Raw genomic sequence first — 20478 nt, 5'->3', positions numbered from 1 at the left:
TATTTTAATTGGCTTGAGGGGTGCGACATGGGGCGATACTAAACGAGTGTTCAGCAAGGTTGCAATTGGCAGGCTGTAAAATTTTCCAAAGGCCAATACCGACCCGGACATTGCATCCAGGCGGCGCGAAAACTCAGGGTTTGAGCAGGTAGCGCTGGCGACCGGCGCCTTGCAGGCCGTCGACCCAGGCTTCACAGATCTGGATGCCCTGCTCCGGCGTGAAGGTGCCGGGGTTGAGCCCCGACTCCAGCCACAGCCCGTCAAGCAAGGCACTCAGGCCGATGGCCGCAAGGTCGGCGTCGAACGGCTCCCACCCCTCCTCCCGGGCCATGTCGGCCAGGGCTGAACGCATGATGGTGCGGTACTCGGCATAGGAATGTTCGTGGGCCAGGTTGATGGCCGGCGCAGTCTTGACCGCGCCCCAGAACACCAGCCAGGCGTCGAGCAATTGCGGGTCGAGCAGCTCGGCGGAAAACGAGCCACGGAACAACGCCGACAACCGCTCACGGGGGCTGGACGGGGCCTTGGCCATGGTCTCGCGCAGCAGGTCCATGACCTGGCCGGTGACGGTGCGGTAGGCCTCGGCCACCAACTCATCCTTGCCGGAGTAGTGATGGCTGATCAGCCCCACCGATACCCCGGCCTCGGCGCTGATCTTGCGGATCGAAGCGCCCTGGAAACCATCGCGCTTGAGACAGGTGAGCGTGGCCTGGACCAGATGGGCCTTGCGCAACTCCGGGTCCATCCGGGAGAAACGGGTTTCCTGGGTCATGGGGGTATCCTTCGGTTGAGTCGGCCGCACGACTCTACATCAGTCGCGGTAGCCCGGCGACAGCCGATCCAGCGTGCGCAGCAACGCCGCCCACGCTTGTCGCCCAGGGCCACGGCTCACGCCCTTGCCCACCCATCAACCGGAAATGCTGCATTCGTGACTTGCAGTCAAGACTCCTTTTCGGATTCAACGGTTTTTCCGAAGGAACGACGGGCGGATACTCGGCGCCATTGTTTACCCCCTTCAGGAGTCACTGATGTCTATCCCCACGCACACCGTACCCGCCTTCGGCCTCGGCACCTTCCGCCTGCAAGGCCAGGTGGTGATCGACTCGGTCAGCACCGGCCTTGAACTGGGCTATCGCGCCATCGACACCGCGCAAATCTACGAAAACGAAGCCGACGTCGGCCAGGCGATCGCCAACAGCGGCATCCCCCGTGAAGAGCTGTTCCTCACCAGCAAGATCTGGATCGCCAATTTCGCCGAAGGCCAGTTGATCCCGAGCCTCCAGGAGAGCCTGCGCAAGCTCAAGACCGATTATCTGGACCTGACATTGATCCACTGGCCATCGCCGGAAGACCAGGTACCCGTCGCCGAATTCATGGGCCAGTTGCTGGAAGCCAAGCGCCTGGGCCTGACACGCCAGATCGGGATTTCCAACTTCACCATCGACTTGATGAAGCAGGCCATCGCGGCGGTCGGCGCCGACAACATCGCCACCAATCAAATTGAACTGCACCCCTACCTGCAAAACCGCAAGGTGGTGGCGTTCGCGACAGCCCAGGGTATCCCGCTCACCTCCTACATGACCCTGGCCTACGGCGAGGTGCTGAAAGACCCGGTGATCCAGCAGATCGCCGAACGCCACCATGCGACCCCGGCGCAAGTAACCCTGGCGTGGGCCATGCAGAGCGGCTATGCAGTGATCCCATCGTCGACCAAGCGCGCCAATCTGGAGAGCAACCTCAAGGCCCTGGAGCTGACCTTGAGCGATGCCGACATGGCACAGATTGCTGGGCTGGAGCGCGGCCATCGCCTGACCAGCCCCAAGGGCATCGCACCGAAGTGGGACTAGACCCCAGCCACCGGCACGCGGGACAACTCCCGCAGCCACGGCAATACCCGAAGGCCCGTAGTGGCCTCGGGTGGATCAATGATGTCCATGAAATGTTCAAGGTTGATGGGGTCCGGCACGCCGGGCAGGCGAACCAGCACCGCCGGTGTGGCGCCGGTCGGTTGGCCCAGGTCCTGGTGGTCGTAGACCAGCACATGGCGTACCTGGGGTTGCGGCTCGCTGGCATGGGCCGCCAGCCCCGCATTGATGATCAGCACATCAAAGGGCTCGGCCGGAATGGCGGTGAGAATCTTGACTTCTTCGAAGGTCTGCACCGGAACGATCCGGTGGTACCCCAGCTGATTGAGCATTTTTTCGATGTATAGGCGTTGCAGGTGCTGTTCATCGGCAATCAGGATAGTCAGTGCTTTATTCGGCATGGCGAACCCCTGGGAGGCAGTCAGTGCTCGTCAGTGAGCGCCGCCCATTTTCCAGACATATCCCGAAGACAAAATCAGGCATATTCCCTCTTCACGTAGGATTTCTCCCAAACCCACCGAGTGGCACTCAACCCCAGTCAAGGCTGATTGCAATAACGGCTCAGATGCTGATGCAAATCACCGATCGCTTCCCCGACCGCTTGCGTCGCCGCCTCCAGTGCAGTGTGATCGCGCTGCTCACACACCCTCTCCAGCGTCTCGCAGACCTCGATCAGCGCCTGTGCCTTGACCATCCGCGCGCCACCCTTGGCGCGGTGCGCAAGGTCGTGCAGCCCGGAAAAGTCAGCCTGGTGCTGCAGGGACGACAACCGTGCACGATCGGTTTCCAAACTCTCGATTAACGGTATCAATAGCTCTTTCAGGGCGGCGTGATCATCGCCCGTCAAGGCGATCAGCGCGCTCAGATCAAACAGGGGTTCAGCCTCCGGCGGGGAAAAGCTGGCGCTGCGCACGGCCAACGCCGCGCGCAGATCTTCCAGGCCGGTGGGCTTGAACAGGCATCCGTCCATGCCCGCCTGGCGACAACGCTCGACCTCCTCAGGCTGGGCATTGGCGGTAAACCCCAGCAGCAGGCACGGCACCAACCCACGCTCACGCTCTTGCGCACGAATATCCCGCGCCAAAGTGTAACCGTCCTTCAGGGGCATATTGCAATCGGTGATCACTCCGTCGAAGTGACCGGTCTGCCACAGCGCAAGCCCCTGTACGCCGTCTTCCGCCGTGGTAATGCGATGCCCGAGGAAACTCAATTGCCGAGTCAGCAGCACGCGATTGGCCGGGTAGTCATCCACCACCAGGATGCTCAAGGCACACGCCGGCGGCAGGTGCGCGGCGGGTGCCAACCCCGGGGCCGGCATGGCGTCGGTGGTGACCAGTGGCAGGCTCACATCCACCCGTGTGCCCTGCCCCAGCACGCTGGTCAAGTGCAATTGCCCCCCCATCATTTCGCACAAGTTACGGCTGATCACCAACCCCAGGCCAGACCCGCTGCGCGCCGATTGCTCAGTGTTGCTACCTTGGATAAACGGGTTGAACAAGCGCTGCTGGTCTTCGGCACTGATACCGATACCGGTGTCCTGCACCCAGAGTTTGAGGGTCAGTTGCTCGCCCGCTAACAGCCCTTGAGCGCCGAGCTGCACCTGGCCTTGGGCGGTGAACTTGATGGCATTGCTCAACAGGTTCGACACCACCTGCTTGAAGCGCAGCGGGTCGATCAGCACCGGGCGATCGAGCGCCGGATCGAGCTCCACTTTCAACGCCAGGCCCTTGGCTCGCGCCAGCCCTTCGAACACCCGCGCCACCGACGCCAGCAACTCATGCAGGTTGGCCGGTGCCTGGTCCAGGGACAGATGGCCGGACTCGATGCGGGCAATATCGAGAATGTCGCCAATCAACTCCAACATGCCGCGCGACGCCACCGACGCCACCTCCAGCGCATCACGGTCGGCCCGGCCCTGCTCAGCGTTTTTCAGAGCCAGCTCGATCATGCCGATCACTGCGTTCATCGGCGTGCGGATCTCATGGCTCATCGTTGCCAGGAAGGTGGTCTTGGCGCGGTTGGCGGCGTCGGCTTCGTCCTTGGCTTCCTGCAACTGGCCGAGCAGGCGCTGGCGTTCGCTCACGTCCACCCAGCCGGCGATCATGCCCACCACATGGTCGTCGCCATCACGATACGGCAACATCCATTGATAAATGGTCAGGACCTCACCACTGGGCACCCGGAGTATGCGGTCATGAATCTGCGGCTCGCCCCGCGCCATCAGCCGCAGGTAATCGTCATGATAGGACTGGGCTTGCGGCCGGTTACCCGTATCGGTTTCCACCACGGTCTTGCCGATCACGTCTTCCAGCTTGAAGCCGAATACCTCGAGGTAGGCGTTATTGCAGGCCATCAACCGCCCCTGGCGATCGCGCACATAAATCGGATGGGGCGTACCGTCGATCAATACACTCATAAAGCGCATCTGGTCGCTCAACGCCCGTTCGGCCTGGACCCGCTTGCGAATCAGATTGCGCAGGTACATGGCCCAGCCCAGGGTGACCAGCAACAACAATGCGGCCAGCCCGAACCCCTGGATGATTGCATTGCGATGGCGCAGCCAATAGCTGTCTTCGATGATCACTTCACTGCGCCAATGGTTGGTCAGTTCGTCCATTTCCTCGGGCGTGATGCTCAACAACGCCTTGTCGAGGATCGAGTACAGCTCCAACTGGCTACGGTTCACGCCAAAGGTGATGCGTGCCGGTTCGGCGCCGACCGTGCTGGTCACCCGCAGGCGGTCGCGGTAATAGCGCGCGATCATGTAGCGCGCGCTGATCAATGACAGCACGGTCGCGTCGGCGGCGCCGCTGGCCACCATCGCCATGGCTTGTTCAGGGTTCTCGGTGTCGACGAACTCGACGCGCGGGAAGTCGCGGGCAATACGCTCGCCCAGCGTATTGCCTCCGATAAAGGCCAGGCGTTTTCCAGCCATGTCCTCCAGGGTGAGCGGGCTTTTTCCATCAAGACGGCTGACCAGCACATAGGGATTGGTCAGGTAAGGTCGGGTAAAACGGACCTTTTCGGCGCGCTCATTGCTGGGGGTGATCACCGCGATCATATCCACGTCGCCCATGCTGGCCGCGTCGATCTGGCGAGGCAGCGAACTGCCTTTCACCACATCGAATTTCAAGCCGGTGCGCAGGCTGATCCGCGACAGCACTTCGGCGCTCAACCCCTCGAATTCGCCCTTGGCATTGAAAAACGACAGGGGCAGGAACTTGTCGAGCACCGCGACTTTCACTCGGGGATGTTTCTCCAGCCAGCGTTGCTCACCCCGGCTCAGGCGCAGCCGGTCGGCCTCCAGGAAACCACTGCTGCCCGCACTCCAGCGGCGCAGGATCTCCAGTTGCGTGTTGACGGGGATGGTCGCCAGTGCCGCATTGAGGATGCGCAGCAATCGATCATCGCCCCTGGCCACGGCAAACGCGAACGGGTTGACCTCCAGGGCGGAAAAATCCGCCATGCGCACATTGTTGAGGTGGTTCTTGCTGATCAGATACCGGGTGCTGATGGCATCGCCCAGGTACACATCCGCTTGCTCGAAGGCTACGGCGCCAATGGCTTCGAAGGTCGAGGCAAACAGCTGCAGGTGGGCCCGAGGGTAAAACGCCTGCACGGCGGCGGGCTGCATGTAGTGATAGAGCATGGCCACGCGCTTGCCGGCCAGGTCGGCACTCAGGGCCTGGCTGTCCCCGGTACGCGTGACCAGGGTCGGCTGATCATTGGCATAGGAGCGCGACAGCACCAGTTGCGGGTCTGCGGCCTCGTAACCATTGGCCGAACCGAGGAAATCCACCTGGCCTTGCTTAAGGGCTTCGATCACCTCATCGCGCGTGTCATAGCGCCGTACCTCGACGGTGATATTCAGCGCCTGGGCCACCAGCGCCGCATAATCGGCGGTAATCCCCTCAAGCTCGTCATTATTGTTGCTCAGGTCGAACGGCGCGTAGTCCGGCGCGGAGACGCCCATCAACACGCTGCGCCGCTCGCGCAGCCAGCGCCAATCGGCTTCGTCCAGCTCAACGCCGGGGTTTTCAAGGTGGGAGTGGCCCAGCAGCCGCAACGGGTGCGCTTCATCCAGGGCCACCGCGAACAGGGGCAAAAGGGCCGCCAACAGAATGGCCGCGAGTCGGGCAAACGCGGAGGCGATCATTTCAAATCAGATGATTGCGCTGGGCAAATTTGGACAGATGCACCACCGATGACATACGCAGTTTCTCCTTGAGACGCGTCTTGTAGGTGCTTATGGTCTTGTGGCTCAGCAGCATGTCTTCGGCGATTTCCTTGTTGCCCAGGCCCAGGGCCAGTTTCTGCAACACCGTCAACTCACGATCCGAGAGCGCCTCCACCATGGCTTGCTCGGTAGATTGCAAATCATCGCGCCGTACCGAACTGGTGGGCAAGCTGGGGAAGCAGCTGTAGTTGGACATCACCGCCTTGATAGCCTTCTGCAGTTCGTCCAGCTCGCCGGTCTTGGCGACAAACCCCATGGCCCCGGCGCGCATGCAGCGGGTGGAAAAAAACACCGCCAGGTAGGAGGTCAGCACAAGGATCTTGCACGGCAGGCCAAGCGCCTTGATCCGAGCGATCACCTCCAGCCCGCCCAGCTTCGGCATTGCCAGGTCGAGGATCACCAGATCCGGGCGCCCTTCCCTGGCCTTCTGCACAGCATCTGCACCGTTGCCCGCCTCATCGATCTCAGTAAAGCCTTCCTGCTTCAACAGATACCGGACCGTGGCCCGGATAAATGGATGATCATCGACAATTAACGCTTTACTCATATAACTCCCCTGGGAGGACAAAGTACGCTGACACATCACACGGGACTCGGGTACCTGTGAGAAATGACAGTTCCGACAAGCGGTACTGCCTTTCCCCTCAGGACGCCAGCCAGGCAGTGCCTGGTCCCTTCAATTGAAAAACACCTTGACCCTATAAAGCCGTACCTTTGCCGCCGGCCAGCCGCAAGCGCGCAACCTTAGCAATGAGGTGGCGTATTATTTGAAGGGATACTCCTGACTGAATGTAGGACTTTTCCTCACAAAAAAGCATAGCCCCGTGGGCCTGGCTATGCCTGGCGGGGGGTCAGTCAGTGGTACTCGGGCTCCAGAAGGCCTGTACCACCAGCGTCGAGGTGGAAATGCGCGCAACCAGGGCATCCAGCTCGTCGCCGTCTACCGAGGTGGCCACCAGCGTGGCCTCGATTTCCACTTCGTCGCTGCCGAACGGCCGGACGTCGACGTCGCTGGCCGGGTAGTTGCAGCGCGCCAATTCGGCCTCCAGCAAAACCATGACTGCCTGCTGCTGGCTACGCCGCGCAATGACATAGAGGATATTGGTCACCTCCGCCGACACCACGTCCAACGGCTGGCGGTTGATGTTGTTCACGATCGGGCGCAGCAACGTGTTGGCCGCCAGTACAAACAGCGTCCCCAGCAGCGCTTCGAGGATCAGGTCGGCGCCGGCACATGCCCCCACCGCCGCCGAGGCCCAAAGCGTGGCGGCGGTGTTGAGCCCGCGCACATTGCCTTCTTCGCGCATGATCACGCCGGCACCCAGAAAGCCGATACCCGATACCACGTACGCGACCACTCGCACCGCGCCCTCCGCGCCGCCCAGGCGGTTGGCCATGTCGACAAATATCGCTGCGCCCACCGCCACCAGCACATTGGTGCGTAAACCCGCCGTACGCTGGCGATATTGGCGCTCGAAGCCGATCAGCCCACCGAGGATAAACGCGGCGGTGAGGCTGACCAGGGTATCGATCAGGGAATTGAGGTTGATGTTGTTGATTGCCTGCATAAAAAACTCCATGAATGCCTGAGCAAATTGAAACCACCGCTGCTCCCGGTGAAGGCCCGTCAGCCGTCCCCCACAAGGGCCAGGGGTGGTCGATACAGCGTGTTACTGCCAGCCAAACTTACGGATGCGGCCCCCCTTTACTGCCGGGGCCAGGCCCCTATACGCCAGCAGAATCAGCGGCAGGAACACAACGTACAGCGACGGCAGCGCCTGTAATGCCAGGCGACGGAAGTGCCGGGCGATATGCCGGGTCTCGCAGGAAGCCGGCGAAAAACGCTTTCAACAGAGTGAGGTTCATGGTGTGACTCCTGCTTGAGGAAAAAACCGTCATGCAGGTACTGCCCATCCGCGCCACGCCTGTCAGACAGGCATAGCCGGCGGGGCCCGCCTGCCGTAACAGGCAGGCGCGTCCGTAGCACCCCGAGTCAACTCAGGTGCAGGTCAGCGTCGATGAGAGGGATCAGGCAGGCGCCAGGACTGGCTACTGCCGGGATGCCGCTTCTCGCTAGGTGGCGAGACAACGGCATCTGGAAAATGCGCGTTACCTTGCCAAGTATGGGCCGGTTACCGAGACCGGCTGACAACTGTCACTCGAACAAGTACCCACTGAGGGTCTCCGCTATTGATGAAAACGCGCGAAGCTTACGCGCCGATTACAGGAGAGTAAACCGTAGGAAATTTTCCGCATGGGGAATAAGAATATTCTTCAGGACGGGTTCAGGAAGCGATTTTCAACCCTCCCCAAAGCCCGCTCCCACAATGGAAGAGTGGACAACCATGGCTACTGCGCATCGGCCCGGTCCCGCGCCACGCGCCTCAAGTAATCATCGACCTGCCCACCGGCCAGCGCCTTCACCTGGATCGCCACGCGGTTCACCTGGCGCCCCATCCTGATCCCCTCCCGAGTCCGCACCGTCACGTACCCCAGCTTGGGCCAGAAGCGCTCAGCCTTGGCATTGCCAAGTACCACGGTCAGCCGTAGCCACTCGGCGCCCTGTGTCACCGCCCATGCCTCAAGATCCACATGCAGCCGCTGCGCCAGCCCTGTGCCGTGCAGGCGCGAGTCCACCAGCAGCAAGCCGATATGCCACACGCCCAACGCGAGCAGGTCCGCGGCGATATTGACCACGGCGACGAGTTGGCCTTGCCCATCACGGTAGCCCAGCCAGTACATCCGGCGGCAGCGCCAGCCTGGCGGCAACTGGCCCTGCAGTTCCTCGCGGGCCTCGTTGGGCGTGGCCGGTTCACCGTTGACCGCCAGGAAGTAATCCGGCGCCTGCGCAAAAAACCGTTGCAGTTCAGCCTCATCGCGGCCCCGCAATTCAACCACCCGAATGCCCTCGATGGAGCAACCCGGTAACGCCTGTGGATCAACGTCCCAGTTCATGGCCTTTCAATCATCGCGCGTCAGTACTTCCAGCAATTCAATCTCAAAGCGCAAATCGCTATGGGGTTTGATATGCGCGCCCATCGAGCGCTCGCCGTAGGCCAGGTGCGCCGGCACGAACAACTGGCGCACGCCCCCCACCTGCATGCCCATCAGGCCCTGGTCCCAGCCCTTGATCACCCGCCCGGTGCCAATCACGCACTGGAACGGCTTGCCGCGCGCCAAGGACGAATCGAACACCGTGCCATCGACCAGGGTGCCAGTGTATTGGGTGGTGATCAGCGCGCCCTTGACCACGGCCTTGCCGGTGCCTGGGCGGATATCGGTGACTTGGAGGGTGTCGTCGCTCATGGAGGCTCTCGTTGAATGCGCAAAGGCTGGGGTTTTCCCAGAATCAAACGCGTTTGGCAAGGCTGATCGCCAGCCGGCCACTGCGCGAACGATGCACCAGCAAGGTCTCCCGTGGATACATTCACGCGCTGTAAATGCAGCGGCCCCACGCGGGCGGGCTGCTTCGGCAACAGCGATGCAGCCTGCTCGAACAACTGTGGGCCGATCGCGCTCAGGTAACCCTCGACTTCACTGAACGAAGACGCGGGTCGATGGGTTGAACGTGCTCATGGCACTGGCTCCATGTTGATGAAAGAGGCATCAACATGGAGAGCGACAGAGGTTATTCGGTGTTAGACAGATAGCGTGGCAATGCGCCCTTCACGACACCAGGCACTCCCCTCCTCAAGGCTCGAGCATGGCCAAAAAGGTCTTCGACTTTGCCAGCACCCCCAGGTCCTGCAGTACATCATTGACGGCATCGAGGGTCCCCAGGTCCTCTGGACTGCCGGCCCCATCGACCACATGTTTCAACGCGGTCAAAAACGCCACCCTGCCCGAATCCATGCGGTCTGACTTGGTCATCTTGGGCGAGATTCGCTTACGGGCAGCAGCCATTTTTTCCTCAAGATGAACGCTAAACTCATTTTTTGTCATGGCCAGGCTCCTTACTCATCTATGCGGTGGACACATGCACCAGCCTACGGTGGGTGTAAGGGCTTGCCTACTGTCAGAGTTCACAGGTCCATACCAGTTGGTTTTCAGATACGTAGCGTCGTGAGCGACTACGTTAATTGATAATAACGTGTCGAACACATTCCGTTGTGGCAAGGAGGCTTACTATCAGGAGCATGTCACGCCAACTACCCTTAATTGAATGGCATGTTGGTCCAGCCCCTCATAACAAGGTGTAAATCCCACTCATGGCTTTGCTTCCCGACCGAGACTTTCAGATCAAGTAGTTTTCACCTACAAAACAACGCGACCTTCCTTAGCCAAAAATTACAACCTGCCTATTCCCGCCCCGCAAAATCACGTTCACGCTGTAAAAAGCCAATCAATTATTAATGGACAATACCAAAATGACTATCGGATCAGACTTCAATTACCCTGCAGACATCGCCACAAAACTCCATAGAAAAAAACGCTCTTCCAAAAGTAAGTGGACGGCAACCTTTCCAAACCCGCCAGATCTGTGTTTTGACTACCGCACTCTATTAGAACAAAAAAACGGAGTGGCACAAGCAACAGAGCCCCGTCATAAAATCTGTGTGATAGGCGCAGGAATTACAGGCCTAACAACCGCACGAGAATTACACAGGTGCGGGTTCACCCATATCACCCTGATTGAAAAATCAACGCGTATTGGCGGAAGACACCTTACGGCACTTGGAAGCAACAACACCAACACCCTTGGCAGACCCCCATTTGAAATGGGTGCAATGAGAATGCCTTTCTTCAACAAATCAAATGAACAACCAAAAGATGGGCGCTCGCTTATGGCGTATTACGCAAATGAGTTCGAACTGGCCCACTCAAATTTCCCGAACCCTGGTAGTCCATGGGTCCGATCAACTGGAATCTACCTCCAAGAAGGATGCATAGATGACAACGATCAACCCATAATGCTGATCTGGAAAAACACGGATGGAAGAACACCACCCCCAGGCAAGACCTTAGGGGTTGTCTTCGCAAAATGGACGGCATTCGCCGAGCACATGACATCAACAATCGCCCACTACTACGGCACTGACAAGTGGGAAGACTATTGGGCAGCTATCGTAAAGAGATACGAAGGCATTACATTTCGCGACCTTGTCAAAACACCAACGATTAACGCTTGGAACGCTAACGATCCTGGTAATTTTGGAGGTATGGGAATGACGGCAGAAGAATCAGCAATTTTTTACTCTATCGGAATCGGTGACGGTAGCTGGGGAGCATTCTATGACATATGTTCTCTTTATCCGATACGCACAGCCATATTCGGATTCAGCAGTCATCTCCAATTAATTCATGGGCGTGTAAATCCCGATGGCACGCCTATACCGTCCCCCTATTTGAATGCTCCTGAAGTTGTCGACTCAAAAGGACTAAAATTCAATAAGCCACATTATATAGGCCTTGCATCTTTGGCAGAGTCTTTACTATTTATAAAACCGACCGAAACCCAGGAGTCTCTATACGAACACTTGATAAAACGAGAATCCGGATTACTCACCAGCAGTTCAGTAACGAAACTGGAAAAACTAAAAAACGGGCAAATCCGAGTTCACTACACCTGGCATCCCATTCAATCAAAAATCACAAACTCATATTTTATCGACTTCGACTCAGTGGTAATGACGCTACCTTCATGGATAATAGAGACGCAGATTCTTCTTGAAAACTTCAATCAGGACATGCTTCCATTTGAAATTATTGCAGCGTACAAAACCGCGCACTGGGAGACCAGTTGCAAGGTCTACGCCCCCCTCAAAAAAACGTTCCTATCAAATAACAAAAACATCCCACAAGCGATAGTTACCGACAGTTTCATACATGACGTATACACTTACCGCTACAACGAAAACAGCACCTATGATTGCATACTTCTCAGCTACACATGGGAAGATGACGCCACAAAATTGTCTTCATTCAGCGACAACGAACTCGTCGAAAAATGCATAAAAGAACTTGACAGAATCCTCCTGAAATCAACAAACATAAAAGAACGAATATCTCCCTACATAGGGCACAAACAAGCACTTGTTCAACGCTGGATGAAAGACAAGCACTCCTTGGGTTGCGCAAAACTCTATCGTGCGGGCACGTATTATGACGCTGTCAGCCTTATGAAATACAACAGGGACTTTTCATACACGTCGGGACTGTATCTTTGCGGCGAGTCATTTTCCGTTGACGCGGGCTGGACAGAGCCATGCTTCAGAGGCGCTATAGACACAGTGATAAATATTTGCAACAAAACCCACGCAAACTTCAACGGCGATTTCACTATGCAAGATTACCCCGAGTATATAAATAAAAATTAAAGACTCAACAGAATCAGACTACATCACGACAGGAATCATCTGACTTCCATTTAAACACTTCATCACTTCTTATAAACATTCAACCATCCCGGTTGCATAATAAGAGGTCACCCCCATGCAAGAACCGACAAGCCCTACCCGCGTTGCTGTTATTCAATTTGCTCCGCAAGTCGGCGTTTTCAATAGAGCCGAAAACCTGCGTCAGAGCCTCGAACTAGCAAACGAAGCAGTGAACGGTGGCGCCAACCTGATCGTTCTGCCCGAACTCTCCAACTGCGGGTATTTTTTCTGCAGTCGCAAAGACGCATTCGATCACGCTGAAGCGATACCGGACGGGCCAAGCGTGCGGGCGTGGATTGATTTTGCATGCAGGCATCAGGTTTATCTGGTGGCAGGCCTGAGTGAGATTGAAGGGGTGCAGTTGTTCAACACTGCCGTGCTGTTGGGACCCGACGGATTCATAGGCAAATATCGGAAAGCACATTTGTGGAACCTGGAAAAGCTTTGGTTCACTCCTGGCGATACAGGCTTTCCGGTATTTGAAACCCCGATCGGCCGAATCGGTCTGCTGATTTGTTGGGATATCTGGTTCCCGGAGGTGCCGCGAATTCTCAGCCAACAGGGCGCCGATATCATTTGCAGCCTGAACAACTGGGTGTGGACGCCACCACCGCTTTTTGACGAGGCAGGCAAATGCATGGCGTCGTACCTGACCATGACTGCAGCCCATGTAAACAACGTGTTTATCGCCGCAGCCAGCCGCATCGGTGAAGAACGGGATGCTCGTTACCTCGGATGCTCGTTGATTGCTGGAACCAACGGTTGGCCGATTGGCGCCGTAGCTTCGGCCAATCGGCAGGAAATTCTGTTTGCCGACATTGACCTCACGAGTGCCCGTAGCGCCCCTATATGGAACAGCCTCAATGACCTGCAACGGGACCGGCGCAATGACTTATACGATCAGATGCTCGGGTATTCCCGACACCCAGCCCTGCCGCGCTGATCAGAGGGGACGTCATGGAAACTTCATTTACCAAGACAGCTCGCCCCCGTTCGTGGACGGATATAACAGTCCTTAGCCTCGCGTTGACCAGCATTCTGTTGGTGATATGGGTTGTATTCAGTTATCGGGGGTCATGGCCTGGATACGATGAGATGGTCGTCAGCTTGCCGCATCCAGCAGCCTGGCTGCGCTGGGTGCTGGGAGATATCAGCGAGGTTGCCTTCTACAAGCATGAACTTGCTTCACTTGGTCTATTAGGCGGTGCTTACCTGGCTTGGTGGGCGAGCAAGCGCAATAAAGCCTGGCAGGGTTTTCCCATTTCCTATGGCACTGGATTGTGGCCTTGGCTTGTGACCAGCTCCCTGTTAGGGCTGCTGTTGAGCAATCTGCTATGGGGTTGGAGCATCACGGCAGAAACATGGCAACCGACGTTTGCAGCATTCGTTTCGTTGCCGGCAGCGATGGTGCTGATGTTTGGCGGTGGCTGGAAGGTCACACTCAACGCCGCGGTGCTTGGGGCATTGCTGGTTACGCCGATGTGCTTGTTGATCGTCAACTTTGTATGCGTGCCACTCGGCTTGCCGGTGGTCATCGGTAATGTGCTGGGCATGGCGGTGGGCAGCGTCATCGCGTTCATGCTGCTTCGCCGAGCCCCCTCAATAGTGCGCTCGGATTACGTCGCCCCAACCAAACCATTGCCGACCAGTCCACCCACTTATGGTGTCGTATGGAGTCTGCGCCGAGTACTAGCAGACTTCTCCGAAGCACCATTCTTTGGGAATGAACTTGCCAGTCTTGGTCTGTTGGCGGGAGTGTTGCTGGCCTATGCCCTGAACCCCATGAGCCCGGCGTACGGATCGGGACTGGTGTTGCACATGGTCGCCGCGCAGGCTCTGACGTCAGCGCTGGGTGTAGTGATATGGAGGCATCAATGGATCAAGCAAGGCTGGTATCCGACTTACGTTCCACTGGTCTCGGTGGTGCCTGCAGCAGTATTGACCCACGGCGGTAGCGGCGCCGTGATTGCCTTAAGTGCAACACTGGGTGCGTTAATCGCACCGCCGTTGGCGTGTGCTATCACCCAGCGGTTACCTGGACACTTTCACCCCTATATCGGCAATGTAATTTCAATGGCGATCAGTACGCTATTGGTTGTGCCTCTGATCGGTAAATTAATCACATAAGCTTGAGTGGTGAGGGGGTTCTACACCCCCCTCCCCTGAAATGGCGTAGATCCCCCCTGTCAGCAACCGACAGACCTTTACCGACCACATTGCCGAAGGTCCTGCTCGATCCTTTCCGCGCAATTGATCATTTGAGCCTGGCGAACAGCGTGCACGTCGTCCTCGCAAAAATGCACCACCCCCTCTAGTGCATTCGCACTCCGTGACGGGCAATTGATCTGCACTATCTTTAAGCCCGAGTGTCGTACTTCCCATGCGCCCCTCCCCCGCCCGGGACACGGATCGCCAACCACGGAGAAACCATGAGCCAGGACGTCTTAGCCAAAGAAACCAACCGCCGCCAACTGCAGCAGATCATTTCCGGTCTGTCCGACGGTGTGATACTGGCCGAGGTCGACCAGACCATCCTCTGGGCCAATGAAGCCGCGCTGACCATGCACGGTGTCAGCGACGTCCTGGCGCTGGGCGCCAACACCGAGCAGTACGCCAAGCGCTTCGCCCTGCGTTATCGCAACAACCACCCGCTGCCGCTGGACAGCTACCCGCTGAGCCGTGTGGCAGCCGGTGAAGAGTTCAGTGATGTGGTGGTGGAAGTCACGCCCCTCGACGACGACCACCGCAGTTGGGTGCACCGCCTGCGCAGCCTGGTGCTGACCGACGCGCGCGGGGAGCCGGAGTTGCTGGTGCTGATCCTCAGCGATGCCACCGAATGGGCCAGCGCCGAACAACGCTTCGAGAAAACCTTCAACGCCAACCCGGCGCCCGCCGTAATCTGCCGCCTGAGCGACCTGCGCTATATCAAGGTCAATCAGGGGTTCCTGGAGATGACCGGCTACAACCGCGACCAGGTGATCGGCCGCTCGGTGTATGAACTGGATGTGCTGGAACAGGCCGAGCGCAAGGACCTGGCCATCCAACGCCTGAGCGAAGGGGCGACCATCCCGCAGATGCAAGCCGAACTGCGCCTGCCCGAAGGCGGCAGCAAGTTGGTGATCGTCGCTGGCCAGCCGTTGGACATGAATGAGGAAGACTGCATGCTGTTTTCCTTCACCGACCTGGAGCCACGACGCAAGGCGGAAATCGCCCTGCGCCAGAGTGAAGAACGCTTCGCCAAGTCGTTTCGACTGACCCCGGTGCCCACCCTGGTATGCAGCGCCGCCAACCGCCAGGTGGTGGATATCAACGAGGCGTTCATGAACATCACGGGCTACATCAGTGAAGAGTTGATCGGCAAGGCCATCGAAGACATCGACTTTATCGACAGCGCCCAGGCCTGCGCGCAGCTGTTCACTACCTTGGAAAAAGCCGGCAACCTCGATGGGCTGGACCTGAAGGTGCGCAAGAAAGGCGATGAGGTGATCGACTGCGTAGTCTCCGCCGACACCGTGATCATCCAGGACGTGCCCTGCTACCTGATGGTGTTGATGAACATCACCGAACGTAAACGCTCGGAGCTGGAACTGGTGGCGGCCATCGAAGAAGTGATGCAGGACGCTTCCTGGTTCAGCCAGACCCTGATCGAAAAACTGGCCAATGCCAAGAGCGTCAACAGCCCCAACCTGCCAAACGTTACCTTCACCGACCTCACTGCCCGCGAGCGCGATGTGCTCGGATTGATCTGCGAAGGCCTGGCCGACAAGGAGATCGCCTCACGCCTTAAACTGGCGCCGAATACCGTGCGTAACCATGTGGCGACGGTGTACTCCAAGCTGGGGGTGCACAGCCGTAGTGCAGCCATCGTCTGGGCCCGTGAACGCGGGTTGTTTGCCGGAGAAATGCGGGTCAAGAACAAGCGCTAAAAGTGCAAATGCACTAGTGAGGCTAGTGCGAATTCGCCTTATCGCGTGTCGTTGCAGTCCTTAACCTTCCAGGGTGAGCACAGGTCTTTGAACCTGTGCAGTCGCAAAACGACCCCCTTGAAGGAACCCACATGTTCACCCTCTCTCAACTGCGAAATTGCATCGAAGAAGGCCTGGCGCCGCTGACCTGCGAATTCACACTGTGCCGGGACGCATCGCTGACCCTCAAGGTCTACGACGCTCAAACCGGTCGGGTCGACCTGGTCGTGACCGGCATCAACACCAATCGGCTGCAGACCCCACAAGAAGTGGAAAAGATGGTCGAAGAGCTGCGCTACGAACTGCAAAGCAACAACATGGGCAAGCTCATGATCGATGACTTGCCTTCAACGACGAACCAATGAAATAGAACACCCCGCCCGCGACGATAAACGCACCGAGCATGTAGAACATGTAGTGTGCCGGCAGGCTGGCCAGCACCAGCCCACACAATACCGGCCCCAGGGCGGCACCGAGGTTCGACAGGTTCTGCGCACCGTAGTACATGCCCCGCAGGTGGTCCGGGGCAATCCGATCGATAAACATATACTCGGCCGGGAACACGATGATTTCCCCAATGGTGAACACCGCCATCGCCAGCACCCACCACCACACGCTGGTGGACAGCGCGAAACCGATCAAGCCCAGCATGAACATGCTCAGGCCGAAGATCAGCCAGCGGCTCAGGTGACGGTGGGAAATACGTCGGCCGATCACATATTGCAAGGCAATCACCAGCACGGCATTGGTGGTGAGTACGGCGCTGATCACGGTGTAGGTATATTCCGCCGTGGTGGTGGTCACCAGGTACTGCGACAGGTACGCGGTGAACTGGCCGAACACCACCGCACTGAGCAGGCCGCCCAGGGTGAAACACACCAGGCGATGGTCGCGCAGCAGCACGCCGCCAACGGCCAGGAATGACACCGGTTTTTGCATCGCATCGGCGGTAGCCAGTGAGCGATCACCCCAGCGCCAGTACAGCAGGAAAAACCCCACCCCCAACAGGGCCGACAGAATGAACGGCAGGCTGATATCCAGCTTGGCCACCATCGCGCCAAACCACGGCCCCACCGCATAGCCGATATTGGTCAGGGTGTACTTGATGGAAAACACTTCACTGCGCGCCTCTTCCGGCAACAGGCTGGCGAAACCGGCCTTGACGGCAATGTCGATCACCGCATAAGCAAGGTTGATCAGGATCAGGCAGCTGTAGAACGTCCAGATATTCTGCGCGAGTACCGTGCCGACAAAGCCCAGCGCAAATAGCACGCTCAACCCGAGCAACAGCCGATAGCTGTTGATGCGATCGACCAGAAACCCGCCATAGACGCTGAGCAGCGAACCGACAATCAGCGAACTGCCGATGACCAGGCCGACCTGGCTGATGTCCAGTGCAAAGTGGCTGGTCAGGTAGATCACGAGGTAGGGGAAGGTGATGGCTTTGGCCAGCGTCAGCATCAAGGTAGCCGACAGCAGCAGGTTCACGGTGCGGGGGTAGTTTCTTATTGTGGCAAGCATCCTGCTCTTTTCCTTAAAGGTAACGCGACCATTTCAGCCGGTTACCTTAACCCAGGAATCTCGAAAAAAGCAGGTGCTGCCACCGGCTTATTTCTTGACTGGGGTGATCTCGAGAATGGTGCCGTTGGTGGTTTTGAGCAGCACGAACTTGTCACCCACCCGTGCCCACTGGCTGTCTTCTTCGGGTTGCTTGAGGCCGCGCTTTTTCCAGTCGCTGACGGCCGACTCCTTGCGCATCAGGATATCCGGAGCGCGGTCGCCCTCTTTCAAGTCGCGGGTGTTGATGTTGGACGGCTGCACAGTTTCCTGCGGGGTATCTCCAGCCTGCACGACAAAGCTGGCGGTGGACAGGCTGGCGGCGACCAGCAGGCAAGCAGCGAGTGTTCTGGACTTCATGGGTGCTCCTTCAATGAATGACGCGTACCCAGGTTCCGACCGCAGGCACGGGGAATCATTCAGCCAGAAGTGAGCAGCACGAACTCCTGGCGCCGTCGAGGGCGAACAAACACGGCTCCGACTGCATGGGCATTGCCTGCGTGAAATTAATCCTGTAATTTTTCATGAAATTATTCGACATAAATTTCATGAGCCAACAAGAAGAACTCGCCACCCTGGCTGCGCTGATCCACGACCTGCGTAAGCACAAGAAGCTCACCCTCGCCCAATTGGCGCGAAAAATCGAGCGTTCGGTGGGCTTCCTGTCCCAGGTTGAGCGTGGCCTGTCGCGCCCGACCGTGGCGGATCTGACCGCCATCAGCCACGCCCTCGATGTGCCAACCACTTACTTCTACAGCCGGCCCAAACCCAAGGCCGTGGACTGGGTGACCCGCCCGAATGAGCGGCGCACGGTGTATTACGCCAACGGCATCACCGACATCCTCGTCTCGCCCAGCATGAACGGCGCGTTCTCGATGCTCGACAGCCTGCTGGCCCCCGGCGCCAACAGCGGCGAACAGAGCATGAGCGACCGCGCCGAGCAGGCCGGTTTTGTACTGGAAGGCGAGTTGACGCTGTGGGTGGAAGGCGAAGCCGAATCGGTGACCCTGGGCCCCGGCGACAGCTTCCACCTGGCCAGTTACGCCCATTGTCGCTATGCCAACCTGACCGATCTGCCCGCCCGCGTGCTGTGGGTCTACAACTAGGAGCAACACCCGTGAAAAGCCATGCCTCCACGTTACTGGCCGAAGTACGGACCTTTCGCCAGAACCATCCCGACGTGCGTTACGTCGACCTGATCGCCCTGGACATCCCCGGGCATTTCTACGGCAAGCGCTACCCGGTGGAGATGCTGGAAAAAGTCGCCGCCGGCGGCCCATTGAAACTGCCGCAAAATGCCGTGCTGCTGGGAACTCAGGGCGGGCTGTTCAAGATCGGCGACTACTGCTTCAACGACGGCGACCCCGACGCCAACCGCCGCCTGGTGCCAGGCACGCTCAAGCCAGTGAGCTGGGAGAGCCAGCCCCTGGGGCAGATGCTGATCACCTCGGACGGCACCGAGGCGCCCATCGAATTCGAGCCTCGGGAAGTGTTGGCCAAGGTGCTGGAGCGTCTGCACCACAAAGGCATTCACCCGGTGGTCGCGTTTGAGCTGGAGTTCTACCTGTTCGACCGCAAGCTCGACAATGGCCTGCCGCAATATGCCCGTGACCCGTTGAGCGACGACGCCGATGACCAGCCCAACCTGCATATCGAACGGCTGTCCCGTTTCTCGCAAGTGCTCGACGATATGGCGCAAACCGCCAAGGACCAGGGCATCGACATCACGGTGATCACCGCCGAACTCGGCCCTGGCCAGTTCGAGATCAACTTCGGCCACTTGGACGATGGCCTGCGTGCCGCCGACTGGGCCGCCCTGTTCTGCCGCAGCACCCGTGGCGTCGCGCTCAAGCATGGCTACCGCGCCAGCTTCATGGCCAAGCCCTACCTGCAATTTCCCGGCAGCGGCATGCATGTGCATGTCAGCCTCTATGACGGCGCCGGCAATAACTTGCTCGCGGCGCACCAGCAGCAACCCCTGCGCCATGCCGTTGCCGGCTGCCTGGAGTTACTGCCGCACTGCATGCCGATATTCTCACCGAACCACAACGCCTTTCGCCGCCTGGGCGGTACGGTCAACGCGGCAACCCGTGCGAGCTGGGGCTTTGAAGACCGCGATGCGTGCGTGCGCATTCCCGAGTCCGACCCACGCAACCTGCGCATCGAACACCGCCTGGCCAGCGCCGATGCCAACCCGTACCTGGTGCTGGCGGCGATCCTGGCCGGGCTGGAACATGGGCTGGAGGCCAAGCGCGAACCCATCACACCGCTGAACGAGGACCGCACCAGCGGCGCCGACTTCCCCCTGGAAATGCTCGACGCCGTGCGCGCCATGCAACATCACCCCGTGGTACGCGATAAGCTGGGGGCGGAATTTGTCGACGTGTACTGCGAAAACAAGCGTCAGGATCACTTGGCGTTTCAGCAAGAGATCAACGCGCGGGAGTACCGCTGGTTTCTCTAACCCCCACAGGAAT

At 58.5% G+C, this 20478-nt stretch carries 18 protein-coding genes; 8 read left to right on the top strand and 10 right to left on the bottom strand.

The genetic code is table 11. The features are described from left to right. Window positions 1-133 precede the first annotated feature (133 nt). The gene (locus tag AB7933_RS12390) at window positions 134-772 is read right to left on the bottom strand and encodes a TetR family transcriptional regulator C-terminal domain-containing protein (RefSeq protein ID WP_024074530.1); all 639 of its coding nucleotides are present in this window, start codon (window positions 770-772) and stop codon (window positions 134-136) included. 256 nt (window positions 773-1028) lie between these two features. On the opposite strand from AB7933_RS12390, the gene dkgB reads away from it, so the two are divergent. Further along, complete coding sequence (gene dkgB, locus AB7933_RS12385) at window positions 1029-1847, top strand: 2,5-didehydrogluconate reductase DkgB (protein ID WP_024074529.1); 819 nt, start codon at window positions 1029-1031, stop codon at window positions 1845-1847. On the opposite strand, the gene AB7933_RS12380 is transcribed toward dkgB, so the two are convergent. The 7 genes from AB7933_RS12380 to AB7933_RS12350 all read right to left on the bottom strand — a co-directional run bounded on the left by AB7933_RS12380 (window position 1844) and on the right by AB7933_RS12350 (window position 10044). Next, entirely contained in the window at window positions 1844-2266 is a 423-nt protein-coding gene (locus AB7933_RS12380) for a hypothetical protein (RefSeq protein WP_024074528.1), read from the bottom strand. The two genes, dkgB and AB7933_RS12380, sit on opposite strands and share 4 nt — an antisense overlap. Window positions 2267-2403: 137 nt before the next feature. Beyond that, the gene (locus AB7933_RS12375) at window positions 2404-6021 is read right to left on the bottom strand and encodes a transporter substrate-binding domain-containing protein (RefSeq protein ID WP_024074527.1); all 3618 of its coding nucleotides are present in this window, start codon (window positions 6019-6021) and stop codon (window positions 2404-2406) included. A 1-nt stretch (window position 6022) separates the two neighbouring features. Continuing rightward, window positions 6023-6649: a response regulator transcription factor gene (locus AB7933_RS12370; RefSeq protein WP_024074526.1), complete on the bottom strand. Its 627-nt coding sequence runs from the start codon at window positions 6647-6649 to the stop codon at window positions 6023-6025. A gap of 304 nt (window positions 6650-6953) precedes the next feature. Continuing rightward, a complete protein-coding gene (locus AB7933_RS12365) occupies window positions 6954-7670 on the bottom strand; it encodes an MgtC/SapB family protein (RefSeq protein ID WP_024074525.1) in 717 nt (238 codons plus the stop codon). Window positions 7671-8451: 781 nt separating this feature from the next. Beyond that, window positions 8452-9057 (bottom strand): GNAT family N-acetyltransferase, encoded by a 606-nt coding sequence (locus tag AB7933_RS12360; protein WP_024074524.1) that lies wholly within the window; start codon window positions 9055-9057, stop codon window positions 8452-8454. Between the two features lie 6 nt (window positions 9058-9063). After that, window positions 9064-9408, bottom strand: coding sequence for an FKBP-type peptidyl-prolyl cis-trans isomerase (locus AB7933_RS12355; RefSeq protein WP_024074523.1), 345 nt, complete (start codon window positions 9406-9408; stop codon window positions 9064-9066). 384 nt (window positions 9409-9792) lie between these two features. Then, window positions 9793-10044: a hypothetical protein gene (locus AB7933_RS12350; protein WP_024074522.1), complete on the bottom strand. Its 252-nt coding sequence runs from the start codon at window positions 10042-10044 to the stop codon at window positions 9793-9795. A 425-nt stretch (window positions 10045-10469) separates the two neighbouring features. On the opposite strand from AB7933_RS12350, the gene AB7933_RS12345 reads away from it, so the two are divergent. From AB7933_RS12345 to AB7933_RS12325, 5 genes are all read left to right on the top strand, one after another. Then, window positions 10470-12419, top strand: coding sequence for a flavin monoamine oxidase family protein (locus tag AB7933_RS12345; protein WP_024074521.1), 1950 nt, complete (start codon window positions 10470-10472; stop codon window positions 12417-12419). 115 nt (window positions 12420-12534) lie between these two features. Next, window positions 12535-13422, top strand: a complete 888-nt coding sequence (locus AB7933_RS12340) for a nitrilase family protein (protein WP_024074520.1) — start codon at window positions 12535-12537, stop codon at window positions 13420-13422. 14 nt (window positions 13423-13436) lie between these two features. After that, window positions 13437-14606, top strand: a complete 1170-nt coding sequence (locus AB7933_RS12335) for a hypothetical protein (protein WP_172831351.1) — start codon at window positions 13437-13439, stop codon at window positions 14604-14606. Between the two features lie 302 nt (window positions 14607-14908). Beyond that, complete coding sequence (locus tag AB7933_RS12330) at window positions 14909-16405, top strand: PAS domain S-box protein (protein ID WP_024074518.1); 1497 nt, start codon at window positions 14909-14911, stop codon at window positions 16403-16405. A gap of 131 nt (window positions 16406-16536) precedes the next feature. Beyond that, on the top strand, window positions 16537-16809 hold the full coding sequence (locus AB7933_RS12325) for a DUF1652 domain-containing protein (RefSeq protein WP_024074517.1): 273 nt from the start codon (window positions 16537-16539) through the stop codon (window positions 16807-16809). On the opposite strand, the gene AB7933_RS12320 is transcribed toward AB7933_RS12325, so the two are convergent. Together AB7933_RS12320 and AB7933_RS12315 are read right to left on the bottom strand one after the other, a co-directional pair. After that, window positions 16772-17965, bottom strand: coding sequence for an MFS transporter (locus AB7933_RS12320; RefSeq protein WP_024074516.1), 1194 nt, complete (start codon window positions 17963-17965; stop codon window positions 16772-16774). The two genes, AB7933_RS12325 and AB7933_RS12320, sit on opposite strands and share 38 nt — an antisense overlap. Before the next feature lie 87 nt (window positions 17966-18052). After that, on the bottom strand, window positions 18053-18361 hold the full coding sequence (locus tag AB7933_RS12315; RefSeq protein WP_024074515.1) for an RcnB family protein: 309 nt from the start codon (window positions 18359-18361) through the stop codon (window positions 18053-18055). A gap of 188 nt (window positions 18362-18549) precedes the next feature. On the opposite strand from AB7933_RS12315, the gene AB7933_RS12310 reads away from it, so the two are divergent. Both AB7933_RS12310 and AB7933_RS12305 read left to right on the top strand, forming a co-directional pair. Continuing rightward, entirely contained in the window at window positions 18550-19107 is a 558-nt protein-coding gene (locus AB7933_RS12310; RefSeq protein ID WP_041160891.1) for a helix-turn-helix domain-containing protein, read from the top strand. Between the two features lie 11 nt (window positions 19108-19118). Continuing rightward, window positions 19119-20465 carry a glutamine synthetase family protein gene (locus AB7933_RS12305; RefSeq protein WP_024074513.1) on the top strand — a complete coding sequence of 449 codons (1347 nt, stop codon included), beginning with the start codon at window positions 19119-19121 and terminating at the stop codon, window positions 20463-20465. Window positions 20466-20478: the final 13 nt, after the last annotated feature.

It is taken from the genome of Pseudomonas gorinensis (assembly GCF_042015035.1).
Lineage (GTDB): Bacteria > Pseudomonadota > Gammaproteobacteria > Pseudomonadales > Pseudomonadaceae > Aquipseudomonas > Aquipseudomonas gorinensis.
The sequence above is the reverse complement of the archived record's forward strand: the minus strand, read 5'-3'. Positions and strand labels throughout refer to the sequence as shown.